The organism is Methylobacterium amylolyticum (assembly GCF_030700245.1).
Lineage (GTDB): Bacteria > Pseudomonadota > Alphaproteobacteria > Rhizobiales > Beijerinckiaceae > Methylobacterium.
The window spans coordinates 144,078-164,227 of the sequence record NZ_JAUYZI010000003.1; the positions used below are offsets into that span (position 1 = coordinate 144,078).

The 20,150-nt window shown below is 74.4% G+C and carries 18 protein-coding genes; 8 read left to right on the top strand and 10 right to left on the bottom strand.

Annotated features, from left to right (window positions below):
• Window positions 1-4 precede the first annotated feature (4 nt).
• On the bottom strand, window positions 5-1,165 hold the full coding sequence (locus Q8W71_RS03810) for a YihY/virulence factor BrkB family protein (protein ID WP_305523995.1): 1,161 nt from the start codon (window positions 1,163-1,165) through the stop codon (window positions 5-7).
• Between the two features lie 227 nt (window positions 1,166-1,392).
• On the opposite strand from Q8W71_RS03810, the gene Q8W71_RS03815 reads away from it, so the two are divergent.
• From Q8W71_RS03815 to Q8W71_RS03825, 3 genes are all read left to right on the top strand, one after another.
• Window positions 1,393-2,376: an SDR family oxidoreductase gene (locus Q8W71_RS03815; protein WP_305523996.1), complete on the top strand. Its 984-nt coding sequence runs from the start codon at window positions 1,393-1,395 to the stop codon at window positions 2,374-2,376.
• Between the two features lie 96 nt (window positions 2,377-2,472).
• Window positions 2,473-3,162, top strand: a complete 690-nt coding sequence (locus Q8W71_RS03820; protein WP_305523997.1) for a cytochrome b/b6 domain-containing protein — start codon at window positions 2,473-2,475, stop codon at window positions 3,160-3,162.
• A complete protein-coding gene (locus Q8W71_RS03825; RefSeq protein ID WP_305523998.1) occupies window positions 3,159-3,899 on the top strand; it encodes a molybdopterin-dependent oxidoreductase in 741 nt (246 codons plus the stop codon). The genes Q8W71_RS03820 and Q8W71_RS03825 overlap by 4 nt, the downstream gene beginning before the upstream one ends.
• Window positions 3,900-3,906: 7 nt before the next feature.
• Here the strand turns inward: Q8W71_RS03825 and Q8W71_RS03830 are convergent, their stop codons facing one another.
• From Q8W71_RS03830 to Q8W71_RS03870, 9 genes are all read right to left on the bottom strand, one after another.
• Window positions 3,907-5,013 (bottom strand): acyl-CoA dehydrogenase family protein, encoded by a 1,107-nt coding sequence (locus Q8W71_RS03830; protein WP_305523999.1) that lies wholly within the window; start codon window positions 5,011-5,013, stop codon window positions 3,907-3,909.
• A gap of 137 nt (window positions 5,014-5,150) precedes the next feature.
• Window positions 5,151-5,336 (bottom strand): hypothetical protein, encoded by a 186-nt coding sequence (locus Q8W71_RS03835; RefSeq protein ID WP_305524081.1) that lies wholly within the window; start codon window positions 5,334-5,336, stop codon window positions 5,151-5,153.
• A 159-nt stretch (window positions 5,337-5,495) separates the two neighbouring features.
• A complete protein-coding gene (locus tag Q8W71_RS03840) occupies window positions 5,496-6,053 on the bottom strand; it encodes a metallophosphoesterase (RefSeq protein WP_305524000.1) in 558 nt (185 codons plus the stop codon).
• A gap of 29 nt (window positions 6,054-6,082) precedes the next feature.
• Window positions 6,083-7,222 (bottom strand): SMP-30/gluconolactonase/LRE family protein, encoded by a 1,140-nt coding sequence (locus Q8W71_RS03845; RefSeq protein WP_305524001.1) that lies wholly within the window; start codon window positions 7,220-7,222, stop codon window positions 6,083-6,085.
• 164 nt (window positions 7,223-7,386) lie between these two features.
• Window positions 7,387-7,974, bottom strand: a complete 588-nt coding sequence (locus tag Q8W71_RS03850) for a DUF2147 domain-containing protein (protein ID WP_305524002.1) — start codon at window positions 7,972-7,974, stop codon at window positions 7,387-7,389.
• A 26-nt stretch (window positions 7,975-8,000) separates the two neighbouring features.
• Window positions 8,001-11,096: an efflux RND transporter permease subunit gene (locus tag Q8W71_RS03855; protein ID WP_305524003.1), complete on the bottom strand. Its 3,096-nt coding sequence runs from the start codon at window positions 11,094-11,096 to the stop codon at window positions 8,001-8,003.
• A gap of 43 nt (window positions 11,097-11,139) precedes the next feature.
• Window positions 11,140-12,402 carry an efflux RND transporter periplasmic adaptor subunit gene (locus Q8W71_RS03860; RefSeq protein ID WP_305524004.1) on the bottom strand — a complete coding sequence of 421 codons (1,263 nt, stop codon included), beginning with the start codon at window positions 12,400-12,402 and terminating at the stop codon, window positions 11,140-11,142.
• Window positions 12,399-13,016 (bottom strand): TetR/AcrR family transcriptional regulator, encoded by a 618-nt coding sequence (locus tag Q8W71_RS03865; protein WP_305524005.1) that lies wholly within the window; start codon window positions 13,014-13,016, stop codon window positions 12,399-12,401. The genes Q8W71_RS03860 and Q8W71_RS03865 overlap by 4 nt, the downstream gene beginning before the upstream one ends.
• Window positions 13,013-13,333, bottom strand: coding sequence for a hypothetical protein (locus Q8W71_RS03870; RefSeq protein ID WP_305524006.1), 321 nt, complete (start codon window positions 13,331-13,333; stop codon window positions 13,013-13,015). The genes Q8W71_RS03865 and Q8W71_RS03870 overlap by 4 nt, the downstream gene beginning before the upstream one ends.
• Before the next feature lie 339 nt (window positions 13,334-13,672).
• Between Q8W71_RS03870 and Q8W71_RS03875 the strand changes: the two genes are divergently transcribed.
• The 5 genes from Q8W71_RS03875 to Q8W71_RS03895 all read left to right on the top strand — a co-directional run bounded on the left by Q8W71_RS03875 (window position 13,673) and on the right by Q8W71_RS03895 (window position 19,848).
• Window positions 13,673-14,074: a GNAT family N-acetyltransferase gene (locus Q8W71_RS03875; RefSeq protein ID WP_305524082.1), complete on the top strand. Its 402-nt coding sequence runs from the start codon at window positions 13,673-13,675 to the stop codon at window positions 14,072-14,074.
• A 196-nt stretch (window positions 14,075-14,270) separates the two neighbouring features.
• The gene (locus Q8W71_RS03880; protein WP_305524007.1) at window positions 14,271-16,154 is read left to right on the top strand and encodes an MHYT domain-containing protein; all 1,884 of its coding nucleotides are present in this window, start codon (window positions 14,271-14,273) and stop codon (window positions 16,152-16,154) included.
• Window positions 16,155-16,165: 11 nt separating this feature from the next.
• Window positions 16,166-16,600 carry a response regulator gene (locus Q8W71_RS03885; RefSeq protein ID WP_370875329.1) on the top strand — a complete coding sequence of 145 codons (435 nt, stop codon included), beginning with the start codon at window positions 16,166-16,168 and terminating at the stop codon, window positions 16,598-16,600.
• Between the two features lie 82 nt (window positions 16,601-16,682).
• Complete coding sequence (locus Q8W71_RS03890; protein ID WP_305524009.1) at window positions 16,683-17,747, top strand: sensor histidine kinase; 1,065 nt, start codon at window positions 16,683-16,685, stop codon at window positions 17,745-17,747.
• A 217-nt stretch (window positions 17,748-17,964) separates the two neighbouring features.
• Entirely contained in the window at window positions 17,965-19,848 is a 1,884-nt protein-coding gene (locus Q8W71_RS03895; RefSeq protein WP_305524010.1) for a tetratricopeptide repeat protein, read from the top strand.
• The last annotated feature ends 302 nt before the right edge of the window (window positions 19,849-20,150 follow it).

Consider the following 20,150-nt stretch of genomic DNA (forward strand, 5'->3'; position numbering starts at 1 on the left):
GCGCCTACTCCGCGGCGGCGCCCACCGTGTCGGCCATGTGCGCCTCCCGGGTGCCCAGCGGCTGCGGGGCGCCGACCGTGGTGTCCTCGGCGGTCTGGTGCTCCATCTCGGCGTTGAGCTGCGCACCGGCGAGGATGATCGTCGTCGAGAGCCAGATCCAGGTCATGAACCCGATCGCCGCCCCGAGCGAGCCGTAGGTCTTGTCGTAGCTTCCGAAGTTGGCGACGTACCACGAGAACAGCAGCGAGCAGACGAGCCACAGCCCGGCGGCGAGCAGGCCGCCGGGGGTCACCCAGCGCCAGCGCGGCGCGTCCCGGCTCGGGCCGTATCGGTAGAGGACCGCCAGCCCGAGCAGCACCGCGAGGAGCAGCGCCGGCCAGCGCAGCAGGGCGAGCCACCACCCGCCCTCACCGAGGCCGATATAGCGCAGCGCGATCGGCACGGCGACGACGGCGGTGAGCGCCAGGATCAGGAACAGCAGGGCGCCGGCGGTGAAGGCGAGGGAGATGAGGTTGAGCTTGATGAAGCCCCGCTTCTCGCGCTCGTTGTAGACGAGGTTGAGCGCGTCGAACACGTGCTTCACGCCGCCGTTGGCGCTCCACACCGACAGGGCGATGCCGGTGACGAGGCTCAGGCCCAGCGTGGCGTCGCCCTTCTCGTTCAACCGCCGGACCTGCTCGCCGACGATGTCCAGCGCCCCCTGCGGCAGCACCCCCTGCAGGCTGGCGAGCTGGTCGTTGATGGTCGCGGCGTCGGCGATCAGCCCGTAGGAGGAGACCAGTGCGGCGATGGCCGGGAAGATCGCCAGCAGGGTGAAGAACGTGACCCCGGCCGAGACCAGGGTGACCCGGTTCTCGCCCACGTCGCGGTAGGTGCGTAAGCCGATGTCCTTCCAGCCCTTGGCCGGGATCTCGCCCGGGTGCGCGGCGCGGCGCCCGCGGTCGGCCTCGGCGTGGGCGGTCGCCCGGGCATCCGAGCCCGCGTGCGAGGGCGCCGTGCGGCGGGCCGCATCATCGCCCTGAGGCGATCTCGCGGAGCGCCGGGGCGCGGCGTCCGCGCCGCCGCGACGGGGGAGGGCGACGAGGCCGAGCAGCGCCGTGGCCAGCGCCAGGGTCCACACGGTCGAGGCGCGCGCGTCGGCGCGGTCCGGGCGGGGGGAGGGCATCGACGGGTCCTTGCCTCGCGTTCAGGGTGCGGCTGCAACGACGAAACAACTTCTTCGGGACGCTCCCGTATCCTCGCGCTTCGCGTCCTTCCTGCGCCGGGCTTTTCCGGCGGGAGACGGCGGCCGCGCGGATCGCCGCAGGCCGGATCGGCTGGCGCCGCCGCGGGAACAGGTGTTCCCCGGGGCGGGTTCGCCGACCGTGATCCGGATGCGGACGGGGGACGGGCATGGCGCATCTGCGCGGCAGGACGGTGGTGATCACCGGGGCGTCGAGCGGGATCGGCCGCGCCGCCGCGGAGGCCTTCGCGGCGCGCGGCGCCCGGGTGGTGCTGGCGGCCCGCCGCGGCGCGGTGCTCGACGACATCGCCGGGGCGATCCGGGCCCGCGGCGGCGCCGTGCAGGCGATCCCGACCGACGTCACCGATCCGGACGCCGTCGCCGCCCTGGCGGAGGGGGCGCTCCGCGCGTTCGGCGGCCTCGACGTCTGGATCAACAACGCCGGCGTCGGGGTGTTCGGCCCCTATCTCGACGCGCCCCTCGACCTGCACCGGCGCACCGTCGAGGTGAACCTGTTCGGCGCCATGCACGGCGCCTACGCCGCCCTGCCGCATTTCCTGCGCCGGGGGCGCGGCACGCTGATCAACACCGTCTCGATGGGCGGCTGGGCGCCGACGCCGTTCGCGGCGGCCTACACCGCGAGCAAGTTCGGCCTGCGCGGCTTCTCGGCGAGCCTGCGCCAGGAACTCGCCCGCCACCGGGACGTCCACGTCTGCGCGGTGTTCCCGGCCATCGTCGACACGCCCGGGCTGGAGCACGGCGCCAACGTCTCGGGCAAGCGCCTCAACCCCGGCCACCTGTACTACGCCCCCGAGGACGTGGCCCGGACCTACCTGCGCCTCGCCCTGCGCCCGCGCGACGAGACGGCGGTGGGCTGGCCGGCCCGCCTCGCCCAAGTCGGCTACGCGCTGGCCCCGTACCCGACCGAGCACCTGATGGGCCTGGGATTCCGCCTCGCCCTCGACCGGGCCGATCCCGGGCCGCGGGACAACGGCGCCCTGCGGGAGCCGGTCGCGCGGGGCACGACCGCCGACGGCGGCTGGCGGGCGCGCAAGGGCGTGCCCTCGGCCGGGGCCCTGAGCGTCGGGCTGCTCGCGGCCGGCGCCGGCGCGGCCCTGCTGCTCGGCGCCGCGCTGGGCGCCCGCCGGGCGTGAGCCGCGACGCCGCATCCCGCGCGCCTGGATCCCGCGCGCCTGGATCCCGCCCGTGGCCCGTGCGATCTTCTGGTTGTGGGACGGCGCGAGATGGGCGTGGGCGGGTCGAGGCTTGAGCACGCGCGCCACCCGCTCTGGGTGCGCGCCGCCCACTGGATCGGCGCCGCCGCCTTCCTCGGGCTGGCCGTGAGCGGGGTCGCGATCCTGCTGGCGCTGCCGAAGCTGTTCTGGGGCGAGACCGGCGCCAACGACGCGCCGGCCTGGGTGAGCCTGCCGCTGCCGGTGAACCTCGAACAGACCGGCTGGGGGCGCAACCTGCATTTCCTCTCGGCCTGGGCCTTCGTGATCGCCGGGGGCCTCTACCTCGCGGCCGCCGCCCTCGGCGGGCGCCTGTACCGGCGGCTCTGGCCCGACCGCGACCAGGTCCGCCCGGCCCATCTCGCGGGCGAGGTCCGCGACCACCTGAGCCTGGGGGGCGACCCGCGGGCAGCCTACGCGCCGCGCTACAACGCCCTCCAGAAGCTTGCCTATCTCGCGGTGCTGCTGGTGCTGGCCCCGACCATGCTGCTGTCCGGGCTGACGATGGCGCCCGGGGTGACGGCGGCGTTCCCCGAGCTGTTCACGCTGTTCGGCGGCCGGCAATCGGCGCGCACCGTCCACTTCCTCACCGGGTGCGGGCTGGTGCTGTTCCTGGCCGTCCACCTCTGGCAGGTGCTCGCCAACGGCCCCCGCGCGCTGATGCGGGCGATGATCCTGGGACGGCCCGAGCGGAGGGACCGGCGATGAGCGATGTGACCCGCCGCGGGCTTCTCGTCGGCGCGACCGGCCTCGCGGCGGCCGGGCTCGGCGGCTGCGACCTCGTCGCGGACGGGCCGGGCCGGGGCGGCCTCTACGGCGCCAGCGACTGGCTGACCTTCCACGTGCAGCGCTGGCTGCTGCGCCACCAGCCGCTGGTGCGCGAGTTCGGCCCCGAGGCGATCTCGGCGGTCTTCCCGACGATCAACACGGTCGACCCGGACGATCCCGCCTATCGCCGCTCGAAGGCCGCGGGCTTTTCCGACTGGCGCCTGCCGGTGACCGGGCTCGTCGCGCGGCCGATGGCCTTCTCCCTTGCGGACCTGAAGGCGATGCCGGCCCGCACCCAGATCACCCTGCACGCCTGCGAGCAGGGCTGGTCGGCGATCGGCCAGTGGACCGGGGTGCCCCTGTCGCAGGTGCTGCTGGCGGCGGGTCTGAAGCCGGAGGCGCGCTTCCTCGTGATCCGCACCGTCGACGGCTGGTGGGACACCTACGACCTGTTCGACGCCCTGCACCCGCAGACCATCCTCGCCTACGGCATGAACGGCGGCGACCTGCCGGTGAAGCACGGCGCCCCGGTGCGGCTGCGGGTCGAGCGCCAGCTCGGCTACAAGTCGCTGAAGTACCTCGCCAGCATCGAGGCGGTGGACCGGGTCGACGGGATCGGCCAGGGCCGCGGCAGCATGGTCGGCGAGCTGGGCTTCAGTTGGTACGCGGGGATCTGAGCGCCCCTCACGGCCACAGCCGATGGACCGGCGCCCCCGCGTCGTGGACGTAGGCGGCGGCGCGGTCGAGCGCGTAGTCGGGGCCGGGCTGCCGCAGGTAGGTGGCCAGGTCCCGGATCAGCCGCTCCAGGGGGTGGGTTTCGAGGAAGCCCTGGAGGCCGACCGAGCGCTGGGCCAGCGCGATCGCGTCGAGCCCGGCGCGCTCCACCGCCCCGCGGGCGAGGTTGACGTAGGCGACCACCCGCTCGGGATCCTCGTCCGCCTCGGCCGCGGCGATCCGCGCCGCGCCGCGCACGAACAGCCGGGCGGTCTCGGCCGCCTGCGCCGCCTGCCCCAGCCGGGCGCGCTGGTGCGGGTCGCCGCCCCGGCCGGTGGCGCGCAGGTGCGCCCGGTGCGCCTCGACCACCGCCTCGATGCCGCCGAGCTGGACCGCCAGGAAGCGCCACGCCCCGGCCGAGAAGAACGGCTGCCGGAAATAGGCGTCCGGCTCGCCGACCGCGTGGGCGTCGGCCGCGCGCAGGCCGGAGAAATCCACCGTGCCGGTGGCGGAGGCACGCATGCCGTGCGCGCGCCAGTCGGCGAGGTCGGCGCGCGTTCCCCGCTCCAGCGGGACGACCAGCATCTGCCGCCGTCCGTCGGGGAGCCGGGCGGTGACGAGGGGGCGCGTGACGTGGCCCGCCCCCGAGGCGAGGCTCTTGGCGCCCGCGAGCTCCGGACCGTCGAGGGTGAGACCGCCGGGGTCGGGCTCGGTGTTCCAGACGCCGAACAGGTGGCCGTCGCGGGCGTCGCGGGCCAGCGCGTCGCGGGCGTCGTCCGACCCGTAGCGCAGCACCAGGGCGAGGGCGTTGACGTGGCCCTCGTAGAGCCGGCCCAGGGCGAGGCTGCCGCGGCCGACCGCCGCGAGCACCGCCGCCAGGGCGTCGGCCGAGCCCGCCTCGCACAGCCCGGCGCCGCCGAGCGCCACCGGCAGCGGCGCGGCCAGCAGCCCGGCCTCGCGCAGGCCGTCGATGTCCTCGCGCGGGAAGGCGCCGTGCCGGTCGTGCCGCGGGGCGCGCTCGGCGAAGACCGCCGCCGCGGCCTCCGCGGCCCGGACGATGGCCGGGGGTGGGAGCATCGCGGGGATCATCCGCGACCCCGACCGGCGCGACGGCCGCGCTTCGCCCCCGGGTGCCGCCCGAACGCCTGATCCACCCCCATCCCCGTCCCCCCGAAGCGCCGCGTCCCCTCAGGTCTCGCCCTCAGGCCTCGCCCTCAGGTCTCGGCGCGCAGGCTCTTGATGAAGCGCCGCGCGATCGCCCGCACCGCCTCGTCGTCGCGCGCCGTGCCCTCCGACTTGTCCCACAGATGGTCGAGACTGCCGTCGAGGGCGTCCAGCAGCTCCGGGTGCCGGGCCGCCACGAAGCGGATGGTGCCGAACAGCAGGTGCTCCACCGCCATCTCGCGCCGGCGCGCGTCGACCACCTCGCCGGCGATCGCGTCGGGATCGGGATCGAGGGTTGCAGGATCGGTGGTTGCATGAGCGCTCATGGCCGCACAACCGGCCGCGGACCGTCCCGGTTCGCACGCCGTTCGAACGCCGATGCCGCACCCCGCGCGTCAGCGGGCGCGGTCGCGGGCGATCTCCTCCGGCACCTGCTCCGCCGCGTCCTGGCGCCGGATTAGGGCGTCGAGGGTCACCGGCCGGTCGTCCCAGGCGTCGACGCCGACGTCGCAGGACATCCGGGTGTCGGGCAGGGTGGCGTGGCTGTGGCCGTAGAGGTGGCGCGTCTCCCGCCACAGGCCGGGCCAGGCGCGGTGGGCGTAGTGCGCGAGGTAGAGTCGCCGCTCGCGGCCCCCGCCATCGGCCACCGTGATCCGGGCGCTCTCCACGGGCGGCGCGGCCCAGGGCAGGTCGAGCACCCGGTTGGTGTCGTGGTTGCCCCGCACCAGGAACTTGCGGCCGTTGAGGGCGGAGAAGATCTCGGCGCAGCGGGGGCGGCTCGCCCCGGCGGCGAAGTCGCCGAGGTGCCAGACCGTGTCGTCGGGCCCGACGACCGCGTTCCAGGCGGCGATCAGGCCGGCGTCGTGCGCCTCCAGGCTCGCGAAGCGCGCGGCCCGGTGGCGGAGGATGTGGGCGTCGCCGAAATGCGTGTCGGCGGTGAAGAAGGTCGCCATCTGCGCCGAACGCTCGGGGGCGCGGCGGCTCAATTGCGCAGCGGCTTGGCGCCGATCTCCATGCGGTAGACCGTGGTCGGGAACTTCACCGCCGAGGCCTCGCCGCCGTTCATCGCCGGCGTGCGGTTCATCTGCGCCGCGGGGATCCACAGGCCGCCCGTCTCGTCGATCCACAGCGCGTCCACCCAGACGAGGCGCGGGTCCTGCACCAGCGTACTCGTCGTGCCGTCGGGGGCGATCTTCAGGATCCGCAGGCCGTCGGTGTCGCTCGCGTAGATCGTCCCGTCCGCGTCGATCGCGGTGCCGCCCGTCGCCACGGTGGGGGCGAAGAGCTTCACGTGCCGGGCGCGCTCGGCGTCGCTCGCCCCCGCGTCGTCGAGCCATCGGGTCTCGATGCTGTAGAGCGGGCCGGTGCAGGCCTGATAGTAGAACGTCTTGCCGTCGGGGGAGACTTCGAGCTGGTCGGCGTGGATGAACAGGAGCTTGCCCTTGTCGTCCCGCAGCACCCGGCCCTGGCCGGTCAGCGGGCGCTGGGCGATGGTCGACCAGTGCCCGTCGAGGACGCGCCGCGTCCGGCCCGAGTCGAGGTCGAGCACCACGAGGCCGGGCTGGCCGGCATCGGTCAGGTAGACGTTGCGGCCGTTGAAGCGGAAATCGTCGATGAAGCTCCGCTCGGTGGTCGCCGCCCCGAGCGGGTAGACCCGCCGCACCGTGTTGCCGGCGAGATCGATCTGCACGAGCTTGGGGCCGCCGGGCAGCGGCGCCTCGCCCATGCCCGGCGCGCCCTTGTCGACCACCCAGAGGTCGCCGTCCGGGCCGATCCGGATGGCGTTGACGGCGACGAACGCCTTGGCCGGGTCGTCGCCGGGCTTCCAGGCGTTCCAGGCCTCGTCGGGGTAGGCGACCGGCTTGCCGTCGCGCCACTCGCCGAGTTCGAGCCCCTTGCCCTTCGTCTGCCGCTGGAACGGCGAGAACAGCCGCCCGTCCCGCGACCGGGTGATGCCGTTGAACACGAGGTCGTCGCTGCGCAGCATCGGCTTCAGCGCGTCGGCGCCGGGCTGCGCCGTTTGCTGCGCGGCGTCCTGCGCGGCGTCCTGGGCCGCCTCCGCACCCCGGCAGACCGGGGCGAGCGCGAGGGTCACCAGGAGAGCGGCGGCGATGCGGAGCATGGGCTGTCTCGCGTCCGGAGGGGGCGTCCGGCCCGGCAATCGCGCGCGGGCCCGCCCTGTTCCGGCGGCCCGGCCGCGGGCCTCGCGGCATCGGGACGCTCCGGCAGGACCGCCGGCCCGCCCTTCGTCCGACCGATCGTGCGGAATCCCGGATTGACGGCGTGCTACTGGGCCGGCGCGGCCTTCCCGGCCGGAGGGGTCTTCGGAGCCGTCCCAACGGCGGGTCTGGCCGCCCATTCCGGGTCGAGGCGGGGGCCGTCCGGCGCGCCGGTGGCGCCGCGGAGCTGGCCCGGCGCGGGCTCGGTCACCCGCGTCCAGGTCTGCGAGCCGCAGAACACCGTCAGCATGCAGCCCTTCACCGTCAGCGCGGTGGGGGTCTCGCTCCACACCGTCACGTCGTAGAACTTGCCGTTGTCGCCGTTGTAGATCCGGCCCGCGTAGCGCCCCTCGGCGGTCGCGCCCAGGCCAAGCAGCATCTGGTGGCCGAGGACGGGGCGGGCCTGCCGGCGCGGGTCGGGGTTGTAGCGGTCGCGGCGCGGCCGGCCGTCCTCGTCGAGGGGCTTCTGCAACCAGACGACGGTGCCGCACAGGCGGGCGGCGTCCGCGGCGCAGGGCTCTGTCCGCACCCGGGCGCGCCCATCCTCCGTCAGCCACGTGCCGACCGGCTCCGCGGCCCGGGCCGGGCCGCCGCAGGCATAGGCCAGGAGCGCGACCAGGGCGGCGGTGGCGAAGCGGGTGAGGATCGGGGTCAATCGGTTCTCCGTCGAAGGGGCCGCCGTCATCGGGCGGCGGAATGCGGTAGCGGCGCGCTCCCCGCCTCGTCGCGGGGGCCGACCAGGCGGCCGAGGCCGCGCCCGAGCCGGCGCGACAGGCCGTCGACCAGCAGGAACACCGCCGGCACGAACACCAGCGAGAGCAGCGTCGAGACGATCAGGCCGCTGATCACCGCCACCGCCATCGGCGCGCGGAACTCGCCACCGACCCCGAGCGCCATCGCCGAGGGCACCATGCCGGCGGCCATGGCGATCGTGGTCATCACGATCGGCCGCGCCCGCTTGCGGCCGGCATCGACGATGGCGGTGACCGGATCGACGCCCGCGCGCATCTCCTCGACGGCGAAGTCGACGAGCATGATCGCGTTCTTCGTCACCAGCCCCATCAGCATCAGGATGCCGATCACCACCGGCATCGAGATCGGCATGCCGAGCAGCAGCAGGCCGAGGATCGCCCCGCCGATCGACAGGGGCAGCGAGAACAGGATGGTCAGCGGCTGGAGGAAGTTGCCGAACAGCAGCACCAGCACGGCGTAGACCATCATGATCCCGGCCCCCATCGCCATCAGGAAGCCGGAGAACACCTCGCCCATGATCTCGGCGTCGCCGGTCTGCTTGATCGTCACGCCCGGCGGCAGGGCCTTGGCGGTCGGCGTCGCGAGCGCCTGCTGGATCAGCGAGCCGAGCGCGTCCGAGCCCTCCATGTTGGCCTCCACGGCGACGCGCACGGCGCGGTCGTAGCGGTCGATGGCGCCCGGGCCCTGGTCGAGGGCGATGTCGGCCACCGCGGCCAGCGGCACCGCCGCCCCGTCCTTGGCCTGGACCTTCAGGTTCTCCAGCCGCGAGACGGCGCCGCGGGCGCTCTCGGGCAGTTGCACCCGGATCGGCACCTGCCGGTCGCCGGCGTTGAACTTGGCCAGATTCATGCCGATGTCGCCGATCGTGCCGACCCGGACCGTCTCGGCCAGCGCGTCGGTGGTCACGCCGAGGTCGGCGGCCGCGCCGGGCTTCGGGCGGATGCGGATCTCGGTGCGGTCCAGCGGCGCCGTCGACATCACCGCCACGAGGTGCGGGATCGCGGCCATGTCGCGCTGGAGGCGGGCGGCCACGTCCTTGACCACCCCCGCGTCGGGGCCGCTCACCACGAGCGCGAGGTCGCGGTTGCCGTTCTCGCGCAGGGTCCAGGAGCGGATGTCGGGCTCGTCGGCGAGCAGGCCGGCGACCTCGGTCTCGACCGCGGCCTGCGACTTCGCCCGCGCGGCCTTCGGCGTGAGGTTGACCACCAGGGTGGCGAGCCGCGTCTCCTTGCGGCCCCCGGCCTGCCGGCCGCCGTCGACGAAGACCGAGGTCACCTCCGGCAGGGCGCGGATCCGCGCCGCGAGCCGGTCGGTCACCGCGATCGTGTCGGCGAGGCGGGCTCCGGGTGCCAGCTCGACCATGAACAGGGTGCGGGCGTTGTCCTGCTTGGGCAGGAAGCCCGAGGGCAGCAGCGCCGTCGAGGCGAGCGAGGCGGCGAACAGGCCGAGCCCGGCGAGCAGCGTGATCACCCGGTGGCGCACCGACCACCCGACGATCCGGCCGTAGGCGCGCATCACCGGCCCCTCGCGCTCGTGCTCCGGCCCGTGGTCGCGCAGGAAGTAGGCGGCGAGCATCGGCGTGATCAGGCGCGCCACCAGGAGCGACATGAACACCGACACGGCGATGGTCAGCCCGAACTGGACGAAGTAGCGCCCGGCGATGCCGCCCATGAACGAGACCGGGGCGAACACCGCGATCAGGGTGGCGGTGATGGCGATCACCGCGAGCCCGATCTCGTCGGCGCCCTCGATCGCCGCCCGGTAGGGGGATTTGCCCAGCCGCATGTGCCGGACGATGTTCTCGATCTCGACGATGGCGTCGTCGACGAGGATCCCGGTCACGAGCGTGATCGCGAGCAGGCTGATGCCGTTGAGGGTGAAGCCCAGCGCGTCCATCGCCCAGAAGGTCGGGAAGACCGAGAGCGGCAGGGCGGTCGCGGCGATCAGGGTGGCGCGCCAGTCGCGCAGGAACAGCAGCACCACGATCACCGCGAGCACGGCCCCCTCGACCAGGGTGTGCATGGCCGAATCGTAGCTGCCGAGCGTCGCGGCGACCGAGGAATCGATCCGGTCGAACCGGATCTCGGGGAATTCCGCGCGGAAGGCGTCGATGCGCGCCTCGACGCCTTCGGCCACCGCGGCGTCGCTCGCCCCCGAGCCGCGCGAGACCGCGAAGGCGACCACCGGCTCGCCGTCGAAGCGGGCGAAGGTGCGCGGCTCCTCGACCCCGTCCTCGACCCGCGCCAGCTCGTCGAGGCGGACCTTGCGGCCGCCCGGCAGGACGATCGAGGTGGCCTTCAGGTCGGCCACGCTGCGGGCGGCGGCCAGCGCCCGGATCGACTGCTCGCGGCCGCCGACCTCGCCGCGCCCGCCCGCCATGTCGGCGGCGGTCAGGCGCACCTGCCGGTTCACGTCCGCGGCGGTGATGCCGAGCGCGAGCAGCCGGTCCGGCTTCAGGACGACGCGGATCTCGCGGGCGACGCCGCCGAGCCGCTCGACGCCGCCGACCCCCTTAACCCCCTGGAGGGCGCGGGCGACCCGGTCCTCGACGAACCACGACAGGTCGGCGGGGGTCATCGCCGGCGCCCGCACCCCGTAGGTCAGGATCGGCAGGCCGGTGATCTCGACGCGCTGTATCACCGGCTCGTCGATGGTGCGCGGCAGGTTCACCCGGATCTTGGAGATTGCGTCCTTCACGTCGTTGACGGCGCGGTCGGTGTTCACCTCCAGGCGGAACTCGACGGTGGTGACCGACGAGCCCTCGGTGATGGTCGAGGTGATGTGCTTCACCCCGCGCACGCCCGCGATCGAGTCCTCGACCCACTTCGTCACCTGGGGCTGAAGCTCGGACGGCGCGGCGCCCGCCTGCGTGATCGACACCGAGACCACCGGCACGTCGACGTTCGGCATGCGGGTGACGGCGAGCCCCCGGAAGCTCACGAGGCCGAGCACGACCAGCACGAGGAACAGGACCAGGGGGGCGATCGGGTTGCGGATCGCCCAGGCGGAGACGTTCAGGCGCATGGCGACCCGTTCGAGACGATGACGAGGGGAGGGGCGCGCCGGCTCAGGGCGCGGCGGCGTCGGCGGTGTCGCCGGGGGCGGGCGCGGCCGCCACCGCGGGCGGCGACAGGGCCTCCAGCACCGGGCGCACCCGGTCGCCGTCGCGCAGGAAGGAGCCGGCCCGCGCCACGATGCGCTCGCCGGCGCTGAGGCCGCCGCGGATCTCGACCGCGTCGTCGTCGGCGAGCCCCGTGCGGACCGCGCGCGCCTCGACCCGGTCGCCCGCGACGACGAGGACGCTGCTGCGCGTCGTGCCGCCGGTCGCGCCATAGAGCACCGAGGCCTGCGGCACGGTCACGCCGCGGACCCGGGCCAGCTCGACGGTGCCGCGGGCGAAGGTGCCGATGCGCAGGCGCGGGTCGGCGTCGAGGCGGACGCGGACCTTGCCGAGCCGGGTCGCCCGGTCGACCTCCGGGTAGACCGCGCGGACGCGGCCCTGGACGCGCGGCCCGTCGCCGATCTCGATCTCCGCCGGGGCGCCCTCGCGCAGCAGCGGCAGCCGGGTCTCGACCACCTCGCCCTCCAGCTCGATCTCGCCGCGGGCGATCAGCCGGAACAGCGGCTCGGCCGCGGCCGAGGCGGTGAGCCCGACCCGCGCCGTGCGGCGGCTGACGATTCCGGCCTCCGGCGCGCGGATCTCGGTTCGGGCGAGCCGCAGGGACAGCTCGTCGCGCACCGCCCGGGCCTGGGCGAGTTCGGCCTTGGCGATCGCCAGCCCGTTGCGGGCGAAGGCGACCCGGCCCTCGGCCTGGCGCAGGGCGGAGGTGCGGGTCTCGATGACCGCCGCCGTGGTGTTGCCGGTCTGCATGAGCTGGCGGGCGCGGTCGAAGGCGAGGCGCGCCTCGGTCTCGGTGGCCTCGGCCTGTTCGATGCTGCTCTGGGCCTGCGGCACGGCCGCCGCGGCCTTGTCGAGCAGCGCGTCCTGCTGGGCGATCTGCCGGTCGATCAGGTCGTGCGACAGGCGCGCCAGCACCTGCCCGCGCGCCACCCGCGCGCCCTCCTCGACCAGCACCTCGGTGATCCGGTAGCCGTCGATCTCCGGCGTCACCAGGATCTCGTCGCGGGGCACCAGCGTGCCGGTGACGACGACGCTCTCCACCACCTCGCGCCGGGCCGCCTCTACGACGCTGACCGCGGGGACGAGGGCGGCGTGCGAAGGGGTGGGCGAAGAGGCGGACGAAGGGGCGGGCGACGCGGCAGCGGGGACGGGCAGCGCGAGGCCCAGCGCCAGCAGCGCCGGCGCGGCGGCCGTGCGCGTGGGCCTCATCGGACCGCCTCCCCGGCGGCGGGACCGGTCAGGCCCGCCTCGATCAGCGCGCGGAGTTCGGCCACCGCCGGTCCGACGTCGTAGCCGGCGTCGAGGGCCTTGTTCACGAGGATCCCCTTCATCAGCGGGTTGAGCGCCGCGTAGAGCGCGGCGGCGTCGCAGCCCGGCGCGGCGAGCGCCGCGAGCGTCTCGGTGAACCACGCGCGGGCCTCGTCCTCGCCCTGCTGGACGATGGCGGCGATGGCGGGGTTGCGGGTGGCCTCGCACCAGAGATCGAGGCGCAGGATCGCGCCCGCGCGGGTGGCCTGGGTGAAGTAGCGCTCGATCACCCCGGAGAGGGCGCCCCGGCGGTCGCCGGCCCGCTCCATGGCCTCGACGAGGATCTCCCCGCGGGCCCACTCGCGGTCGGCCAGCCCGATGACCACCGCCTCCTTGGATTCGAAGTAGCGGTAGATGTTGCCCGGGCTCATCGCCGCCTCGCGGGCGAGGTCCTGCATGGTGGTGCGGTGGAAGCCGTTGCGCACGAAGCAGGCCTCGGCGGCGTCGAGGATGTGCTCCCGCCGCGCCGCGGCGCCGCTCCGGGCGTCGATGACGGTGCCGGCGGCCGCGCTCACGACGCGACCCGCGCGCCGGCGAGGTGCGGGGCGACCCGGCTCGGATCCTTCACCGGATCCTTGGGCGCGCGGAGGGCGCCGCAGGCCGGCACCGACCCGTCGAGGCCGGCGCAGGTCCGCGCCTGCCACGAATCGGGGCCCGCGCCGGTCCAGGCGATCAGCGCGAGCCAGCCGGCGACGATCGCCGCGGCGAGTACGAGGTTGGCCGGGGCGCAGACCGCCCGGAGGAAAGCCGCGGCCGACAGGGCGCCGGGGGCCTGCGCCGCCGGGGCGGGCCACGCGCCGGGCACCGTGTGCATGAACCGATCCGCCAGCATGGAACACTCCCTCGCACGACCGACGATCCAAACTGTAGTGAACGTTCATTCTCATGTCAATGAACGTTCATTCTCATGCTCGGCGCTCTGGCGGCGGAGGCCGGCGCGACGCCTCGCCCGGGATCGATCGCCCGCCGCCGGGATCGTGTATGGTCCCCCCGAGGCCCGCCGTCGGCGCGGCCGGTGCGCCCCCACCCGGGGCGCGGTTCCCGAGGTGATCCGATGGCTGACCCGCGCACGGGATCGCACGCCACCCTGCCGGACCGCCCGGGGGCGGACGGCGATCCGGGCCCGGTGTTCCGTCCCGCCCGCGCCGACGATCTGCCGGCCATCGTCGCCATGCTGGCGGACGACCCGCTCGGCGCCGCGCGCGAAGATGCGGGCGACCCGCTCGACCCGCGCTACGCGGCGGCCTTCGCCGCGATCGAGGCCGACCCCAACCAGCTCCTCGTCGTCGCCGACCGGGGCGGCGCGGTGATCGGCTGCCTCCAGATCACCGTCGTCCCCGGCCTGTCGCACCGCGGCATGCGGCGCGGCCAGATCGAGAGCGTGCGCGTGGCGAGCTCCGAGCGGGGCCGCGGGATCGGGGAGCGGATGATCCGCTTCGCCGTCGAGATCTGCCGCGACCGGGGCTGCGGCATGGTCCAGCTCGCCACCAGCAAGACCCGCCGGGACGCGCAGCGCTTCTACGCCCGCCTCGGCTTCGCCGCGAGCCACGAGGGGATGAAGCTCGTCCTGTAGGGGCGGCGGCGCCGAACGCGGCCCGGTCCGCGGGTCGCCGCGATCCGGTCGCCAATTCGCCCGAAACCGCCGTCAGCACGTCGGCGGAGACCCGCGCGGCGCGGGACTTCCTGCACTCCGCAACCCTCGTCTCCCCGCGGGACGCGCCGCGGCGACGGCACCGTCGCCCGGCGGGGACCGCTGCCCGCGATCGCGCATGGTCCACACCGGCTACAATCCCGCCCTCGTGGCCCTCTCGATCGCGGTGGCGGTGTTCGCCTCCTACACGGCGCTGGACCTCGGCGCCCGCGGCCGCGCGGGCGGGTCGGGGCCGCGCTGGGCCTGGGTCGCGGCCGCCGCGGTGGCGATGGGCGGCGGCATCTGGGCGATGCACTTCGTGGGCATGCTCGCCTTCGAGATGGGCCTGCCCGCCGCCTACGATTCCGGCCTCACCCTCCTGTCGCTGCTGATCGCGGTGGGCGTCACCGGCGCCGCCTTCGCCTGGGTGAGCCGGCCCGGCTCCGGCACCCGCGCCCTGCTCGTGGCCGGCCCGGTGATGGGGCTCGGCGTCGCCCTGATGCACTACACCGGCATGGCCGCGATGCAGGTCCCCGGCGACCTCGCCTTCAGCGCGCCCATCGTGCTCCTGTCGGTGGCCATCGCGGTCACCGCCGCCACCGCCGCCCTGTGGCTGACCGTCCGCCAGACCAGCGTCGCGCAGAAGCTCGCCGCCGCCTGCGTCATGGGCCTCGCGGTGGCCGGCATGCACTACACCGGCATGGCGGCGGCGACGATCACCGCGGAGGAGGCGGGCGCCCACGCCGCCCACACCGCGGCGCTCGGCGCCGGCCAGCAGAACCTCGCCCTCGGCGTGGCCGGGGCGACCTTCCTGATCCTGTTCCTCGGCATGCTCGCCGGCTCGATCGACCAGCAGCGGGTCCAGGCGGAGCTGCGCGCCAGCGAGGGGCGCTTCCGCGCCGCCGTCGCCGCCGTGCGCGGCGTGCTCTGGACCAACGATCCGGAGGGGCGGATGGTCGGCGACCAGCCCGGCTGGGCGGCGATCACCGGACAGACCCGGGACGAGTACCAGGGCTTCGGCTGGGCCGACGCGGTGCACCCCGACGATGCCGCGGCCAGCGTCGCGGCCTGGAACGCCACGGTCGCGGCGCGGAAAACCTTCGTGTTCGAGCACCGCGTGCGGTCGCGCGAGGGCGGCTACCGGCACTACGCGATCCGCGCGGTGCCCGTGCTCGCCCCGGACGGCGCGATCCGCGAGTGGGTCGGCGTGCACACCGACATCACCGAGCAGCGCGAGGCCGAGGCCGAGCTGCGCGAATCGAACGAGGAGATCCAGCGCTACGCCTACATCGTCAGCCACGACCTGCGGGCGCCGCTCGTCAACGTGATGGGCTTCACGAGCGAGCTGGAGGCGACGCGGGAGGACGTGCGGGCGGCGCTCGCCGGCCAGCCGCAGGCGGAGCGCATCGATGCCGACTTCACCGAGGCGCTGGGCTTCATCCGGGCCGCGGTGAACCGGATGGAGGGCCTGATCGCCGCCATCCTGAAGCTGTCCCGCGAGGGGCGGCGGACCTTCGACCCGCGTCCCCTCGACATGACCGCCCTGCTGCGGGGCCTCGCCGACGCCCAGCGCCACCAGACCGAGGCGCGCCGGGCGGTGGTCACGATCGCCCCCGACCTGCCGACGATCGTGGCCGACCGGCTGGCGGTCGAGCAGGTGTTCGGCAACCTCCTCGACAACGCCGTGAAGTACCTCGACCCCGACCGGCCGGGGCAGGTCACCGTCACCGCCCGGCCGGCGGGCACGGGGCGCGTCCGCTTCGAGGTCGCCGACAACGGCCGCGGCATCGCCCCGCGCGACCACGCCCGGGTGTTCGAGCTGTTCCGCCGCGCGGGCACCCAGGACCAGCCGGGGGAGGGGATCGGGCTCGCCCACGTCAAGGCGCTGGTGCGCGCGCTGGGCGGCCGGATCGAGCTCGCCTCCGAGCCCGGGGCCGGCGCCACCTTCGGCGTGACGCTGCCGGTCGGGGCGGCTACAGGTCGCACCGCGACCGAGGCGCCGACGCGGCTCGCCGCGGAATGAGCGAGGCCGCCATGCACCCCGTCTGCATCGTGATGATCGAGGACGACGAGGGCCACGCCCGGCTCATCGAGCGCAACATCCGCCGCGCGGGCGTGAACAACGACATCGTGCCGTTCCGCGACGGCACCTCGGCGCTGGACTACCTGTTCGGGCCGGACGGCACGGGCGAGGCGAGCGCCCGCCGCCACCTGCTGATCCTGCTCGACCTCAACCTGCCGGACATGACTGGCATCGACATCCTGGAGCGGGTCAAGGCCAACCCGCACACCAAGCGCTCGCCCGTGGTGGTGCTCACCACCACCGACGACGCCCGCGAGATCCAGCGCTGCTACGACCTCGGCGCCAACGTCTACGTGACCAAGCCGGTGAACTACGAGGGCTTCGCCAACGCGATCCGCCAGCTCGGGCTGTTCTTCTCGGTCATGCAGGTGCCCGAGAACCCATGATCACCAACTCGTGGTCACCAACCCGATGACCACCATCCCATGATCGCCATCCCATGACGACCGCCCCACGACTGACCCGCTCATGACCGGCACCGCCCCCGGCGCGGAGGGCTCCCCGGCCGCCGCCCGCATCCTCTACATCGACGACGATCCCGGCCTCGCCCGCCTCGTGCAGCGGACGCTGACGGCGCGCGGGTACGCGGTCGAGGCGGCGGCGGACGGCGAGGGGGGCCTCGCGCGGCTCGCCCAGGGCGGCATCGACCTCGTGGCCCTCGACCACCACATGCCCGGCCGGACCGGGCTCGACCTGCTGCCGGCGATCCGGGCGCTGCCCGACGCGCCCCCCGTCGTCTACGTCACCGGATCCGACGACAGCCGCGTCGCGGTGGCGGCGCTCAAGGCCGGCGCGGTCGACTACGTGTGGAAGGACGTGCAGGGCCAGTTCCGCGAACTGCTGGCCGAGGCGGTCGGCACCGCCCTGCGGGCGGAGGCCCTGCGGCGCGACAAGGAGCGGGCCGAGGCCGCCGTGCGCGCCGCCCGCGACCGGGCCGAGCTGCTGCTGCGCGAGGTCAACCACCGGGTCGCGAACTCGCTCGCGCTGGTCGCCGCGCTGGCGCACATGCAGACCAGCGCCGTGTCCGACCCCGCCGCCAAGGCGGCGCTGGAGGAGATGCAGGCGCGCATCTCGGCCATCGCCGGCATCCACCGGCGGCTCTACACCTCGGAGGATGTCGAGGCGGTGGAACTCGACGCCTACCTCGCCAGCCTCGTCGAGGAGTTGCAGGCGGCGATGAAGGCTGCGGGCCGCGACCACGCGATCCGTCTCGACGCCGTGCCGGTGCGGCTCGCCACCGACAAGGCGGTGTCGGTGGGCGTCGTGGTCACCGAACTCGTCACCAACGCCTACAAGTACGCCTACCCGGCGGACGCGTCGGGGGAGATCCGGGTCGCGCTGCGGCGGCAGGAGCCCGACCTCCTGGAACTCGCGGTGGAGGACGACGGCGTCGGCTGGTCCGGCGAGGGCCGGCCCCGCGGCACCGGGCTCGGCTCGCGCATCGTCAAGGCGATGGCGGCGAACCTGCGCACCGCCCTGGTCTACGGGACGGGCGGGAGCGGCACCCGCGCCTCGTTGTCGTTCCAGGCCTGAGCCCCGGCGGGCCTGAGCCCCGGATCGCCGTCGCGGCCGTCGGGGAGCGCGGTCGAGGGCCGCACCCCGGGAGCCGGGCCGCCGGGCGTGAGTCGCGCGCCATCCTTTCGCCTTGCGGTGCTGGCGGGATGGGTCCAGTGTCCCCAGCGTTTTTTAGACCCGCCCGTTTTCGGCGCCCGGCCTCGTCGAGGGGGCGCCCAGGAGCCGCGATCGGTTCATGATCAAGACACGCGCCCGCCGGACCGCCTCGGCGCTCGCCCTGCTGCTCGCCGTCGGCCAAGTCCCCGACCTCCTCGTCTCGGGCGCCCGCGCCGCGCAGCCGAAGGAATCGAGCCCGGCGACCGACTACGAGCCGGCGGAGTCGCTGGAGGGCAACTTCCTCTCCGCCTACATCGCCGGCGCCGCCCGCGACACGGCCGCGGCCGCGACCTTCTACCGGGAGGCGGTCAAGGCCGACCCGCGCAACGCCGAGTTGGTCGAGCGCGCCTTCATCTCGCTGCTCGCCGACGGGGCCCTGCCGGACGCGTTCCGCGCGGCGGAGAAGCTCGTCGCGCGCGATCCCACCAACGGGCTGGCCAACCTCGCCCTCGGCGTGCGCCAGATCAAGGCCGGCCAGTGGGCCGCCGCCCGCCAGAACTTCGGGCGCAGCGGCCGCGGGGCGGCCAACGACCTCACCGCGACGCTGCTCACCGCCTGGGCCTTTGCCGGCGCGGGCGACGGCAAGAAGGCGCTGGAGACGGTCAACCGCCTGCGGGGCGAGCGCTACTACAACACCTTCCGCGACTACCACGCCGGGCTGATCGCCTCGGTGACCGGCGACAACGCCGAGGCCGAGCGGCGCCTGAAGGCCGCCTACGACGCCGACAAGAACACCCTGCGGATCGTCGACGCCTACGCCCGCCTGGAGGCGAGCCTCGGCCGCACCGACCTCGCGATCCAGGCCTATTCCGACTTCGACCAGCTCTCGCCCCGCCACCCGCTGGTGCGCGACGCCCTGGAGAAGCTGAAGGCGGGCAAGCCGCTCACCCGGCTCATCACCAACGCGCAGGAAGGCGCCGCCGAGGTGCTCTACGGGCTCGGCTCCGCCGGCTCGACGCAGGGGGACGAGCTGCCGGCGGTGATCTACCTGCGGCTCGCCCTCTACCTCGCCCCCGACCACGCGCTCGCCCGGCTGACGCTCGCCGACACCCTCGACCGGATGAAGCAGCCCGAGCGGGCCAACGAGGCCTACGCCCAGATTCCGGCCGCCTCGCCGCTCAAGCTCAACTCCGACATCCAGATCGGCCTCAACCTGGAGCAGATGGGCAAGGGCGACGAGGCGCTCGCCCATCTCGACGCGGCGATGAAGGCGCATCCCGACGACATCGACGTGATCACCGCCCTCGGCAACGTCCAGCGCGCCCGCAAGAAGTACGACGAGGCCGCCGCCACCTACACGCGAGCGATCGACCTGATCGGCAACCGGCCGTTGTCCAATTACTGGACGACCTTCTACTTCCGCGGCACCGCCTACGAGCGGGCCAAGCAGTGGCCGAAGGCCGAGGCCGACCTGAAGAAGGCTCTCTCCCTGGTGCCGCCGAACCAGCCGGCGGCCAAGGCGCAGGTGCTGAACTACCTCGGCTATTCCTGGGTCGACCAGAAGATCAACATCGAGGAGGCGTTCAAGCTCCTCCAGCAGGCCGCCGACGCGAGCCCGCGGGACGGCATGATCGTCGACAGCCTCGGCTGGGCCTATTACCGCCTCGGCCGCTGGGACGACGCGGTGCGCGAGCTGGAGAAGGCGGTCGAGCTGAAGCCCGGCGACCCGACCATCAACGACCACCTCGGCGACGCCTACTGGCGCGCCGGCCGGCGGCTCGAAGGCAAGTTCCAGTGGCAGCACGCCAAGGACCTGAACCCCGAGCCCGACGACCTCGAGCAGATCAACGAGAAGCTCAAGAACGGCCTGCCGGACACCGAGAAGCCGACCGCCACCGCCGAGAACCCGCCCGCGCCGGTGGCCGCGCCCCACTCGGCCGAGAACCCGGAACTGCCCAAGGGCGCGCCCCAGCCGCACGAGGCGCCCGGCGCCGCCGACAAGGCGAAGAAGTCGGGGGGCTGAGGGTTTCCCCTTCCCCTTGTGTGGAGGGGTGGTTGTGGTGCCGGATGAGGCTCGGCGATCCGTTCTGAACCACCCCCACCTCCGGCTCCTCCCCGCAAGGGGGAGGAGAGGGCGTGGCGACGCATTCTCTCCGACAAGTCCTTTTTGTCGGCCGGCTGAGAAAATTCGACGGGCAATTCCCCCCGCTTTGACGCAGAGTGCCGCCGCGGTTCGCGCCGGGCGGCCTCGCCGCCGCGTCGGTACCCGCGGACACCGCACGGCGAAGGCCGGCGGCCGGGCCTCCGCGCCCGCGAGCCAGGGAG

Bases quoted from the DNA above. Each gene is read 5' to 3' on its own strand.
- Q8W71_RS03810 (WP_305523995.1), bottom strand. From the start codon at position 1,165: ATGCCCTCCCCCCGCCCGGACCGCGCCGACGCGCGCGCCTCGACCGTG.
- Q8W71_RS03815 (WP_305523996.1), top strand. From the start codon at position 1,393: ATGGCGCATCTGCGCGGCAGGACGGTGGTGATCACCGGGGCGTCGAGC.
- Q8W71_RS03825 (WP_305523998.1), top strand. From the start codon at position 3,159: ATGAGCGATGTGACCCGCCGCGGGCTTCTCGTCGGCGCGACCGGCCTC.
- Q8W71_RS03830 (WP_305523999.1), bottom strand. From the start codon at position 5,013: ATGCTCCCACCCCCGGCCATCGTCCGGGCCGCGGAGGCCGCGGCGGCG.
- Q8W71_RS03835 (WP_305524081.1), bottom strand. From the start codon at position 5,336: ATGGCGGTGGAGCACCTGCTGTTCGGCACCATCCGCTTCGTGGCGGCC.
- Q8W71_RS03840 (WP_305524000.1), bottom strand. From the start codon at position 6,053: ATGGCGACCTTCTTCACCGCCGACACGCATTTCGGCGACGCCCACATC.
- Q8W71_RS03845 (WP_305524001.1), bottom strand. From the start codon at position 7,222: ATGCTCCGCATCGCCGCCGCTCTCCTGGTGACCCTCGCGCTCGCCCCG.
- Q8W71_RS03855 (WP_305524003.1), bottom strand. From the start codon at position 11,096: ATGCGCCTGAACGTCTCCGCCTGGGCGATCCGCAACCCGATCGCCCCC.
- Q8W71_RS03860 (WP_305524004.1), bottom strand. From the start codon at position 12,402: ATGAGGCCCACGCGCACGGCCGCCGCGCCGGCGCTGCTGGCGCTGGGC.
- Q8W71_RS03870 (WP_305524006.1), bottom strand. From the start codon at position 13,333: ATGCTGGCGGATCGGTTCATGCACACGGTGCCCGGCGCGTGGCCCGCC.
- Q8W71_RS03875 (WP_305524082.1), top strand. From the start codon at position 13,673: ATGCTGGCGGACGACCCGCTCGGCGCCGCGCGCGAAGATGCGGGCGAC.
- Q8W71_RS03880 (WP_305524007.1), top strand. From the start codon at position 14,271: ATGGTCCACACCGGCTACAATCCCGCCCTCGTGGCCCTCTCGATCGCG.
- Q8W71_RS03885 (WP_370875329.1), top strand. From the start codon at position 16,166: ATGCACCCCGTCTGCATCGTGATGATCGAGGACGACGAGGGCCACGCC.
- Q8W71_RS03890 (WP_305524009.1), top strand. From the start codon at position 16,683: ATGACCGGCACCGCCCCCGGCGCGGAGGGCTCCCCGGCCGCCGCCCGC.
- Q8W71_RS03895 (WP_305524010.1), top strand. From the start codon at position 17,965: ATGATCAAGACACGCGCCCGCCGGACCGCCTCGGCGCTCGCCCTGCTG.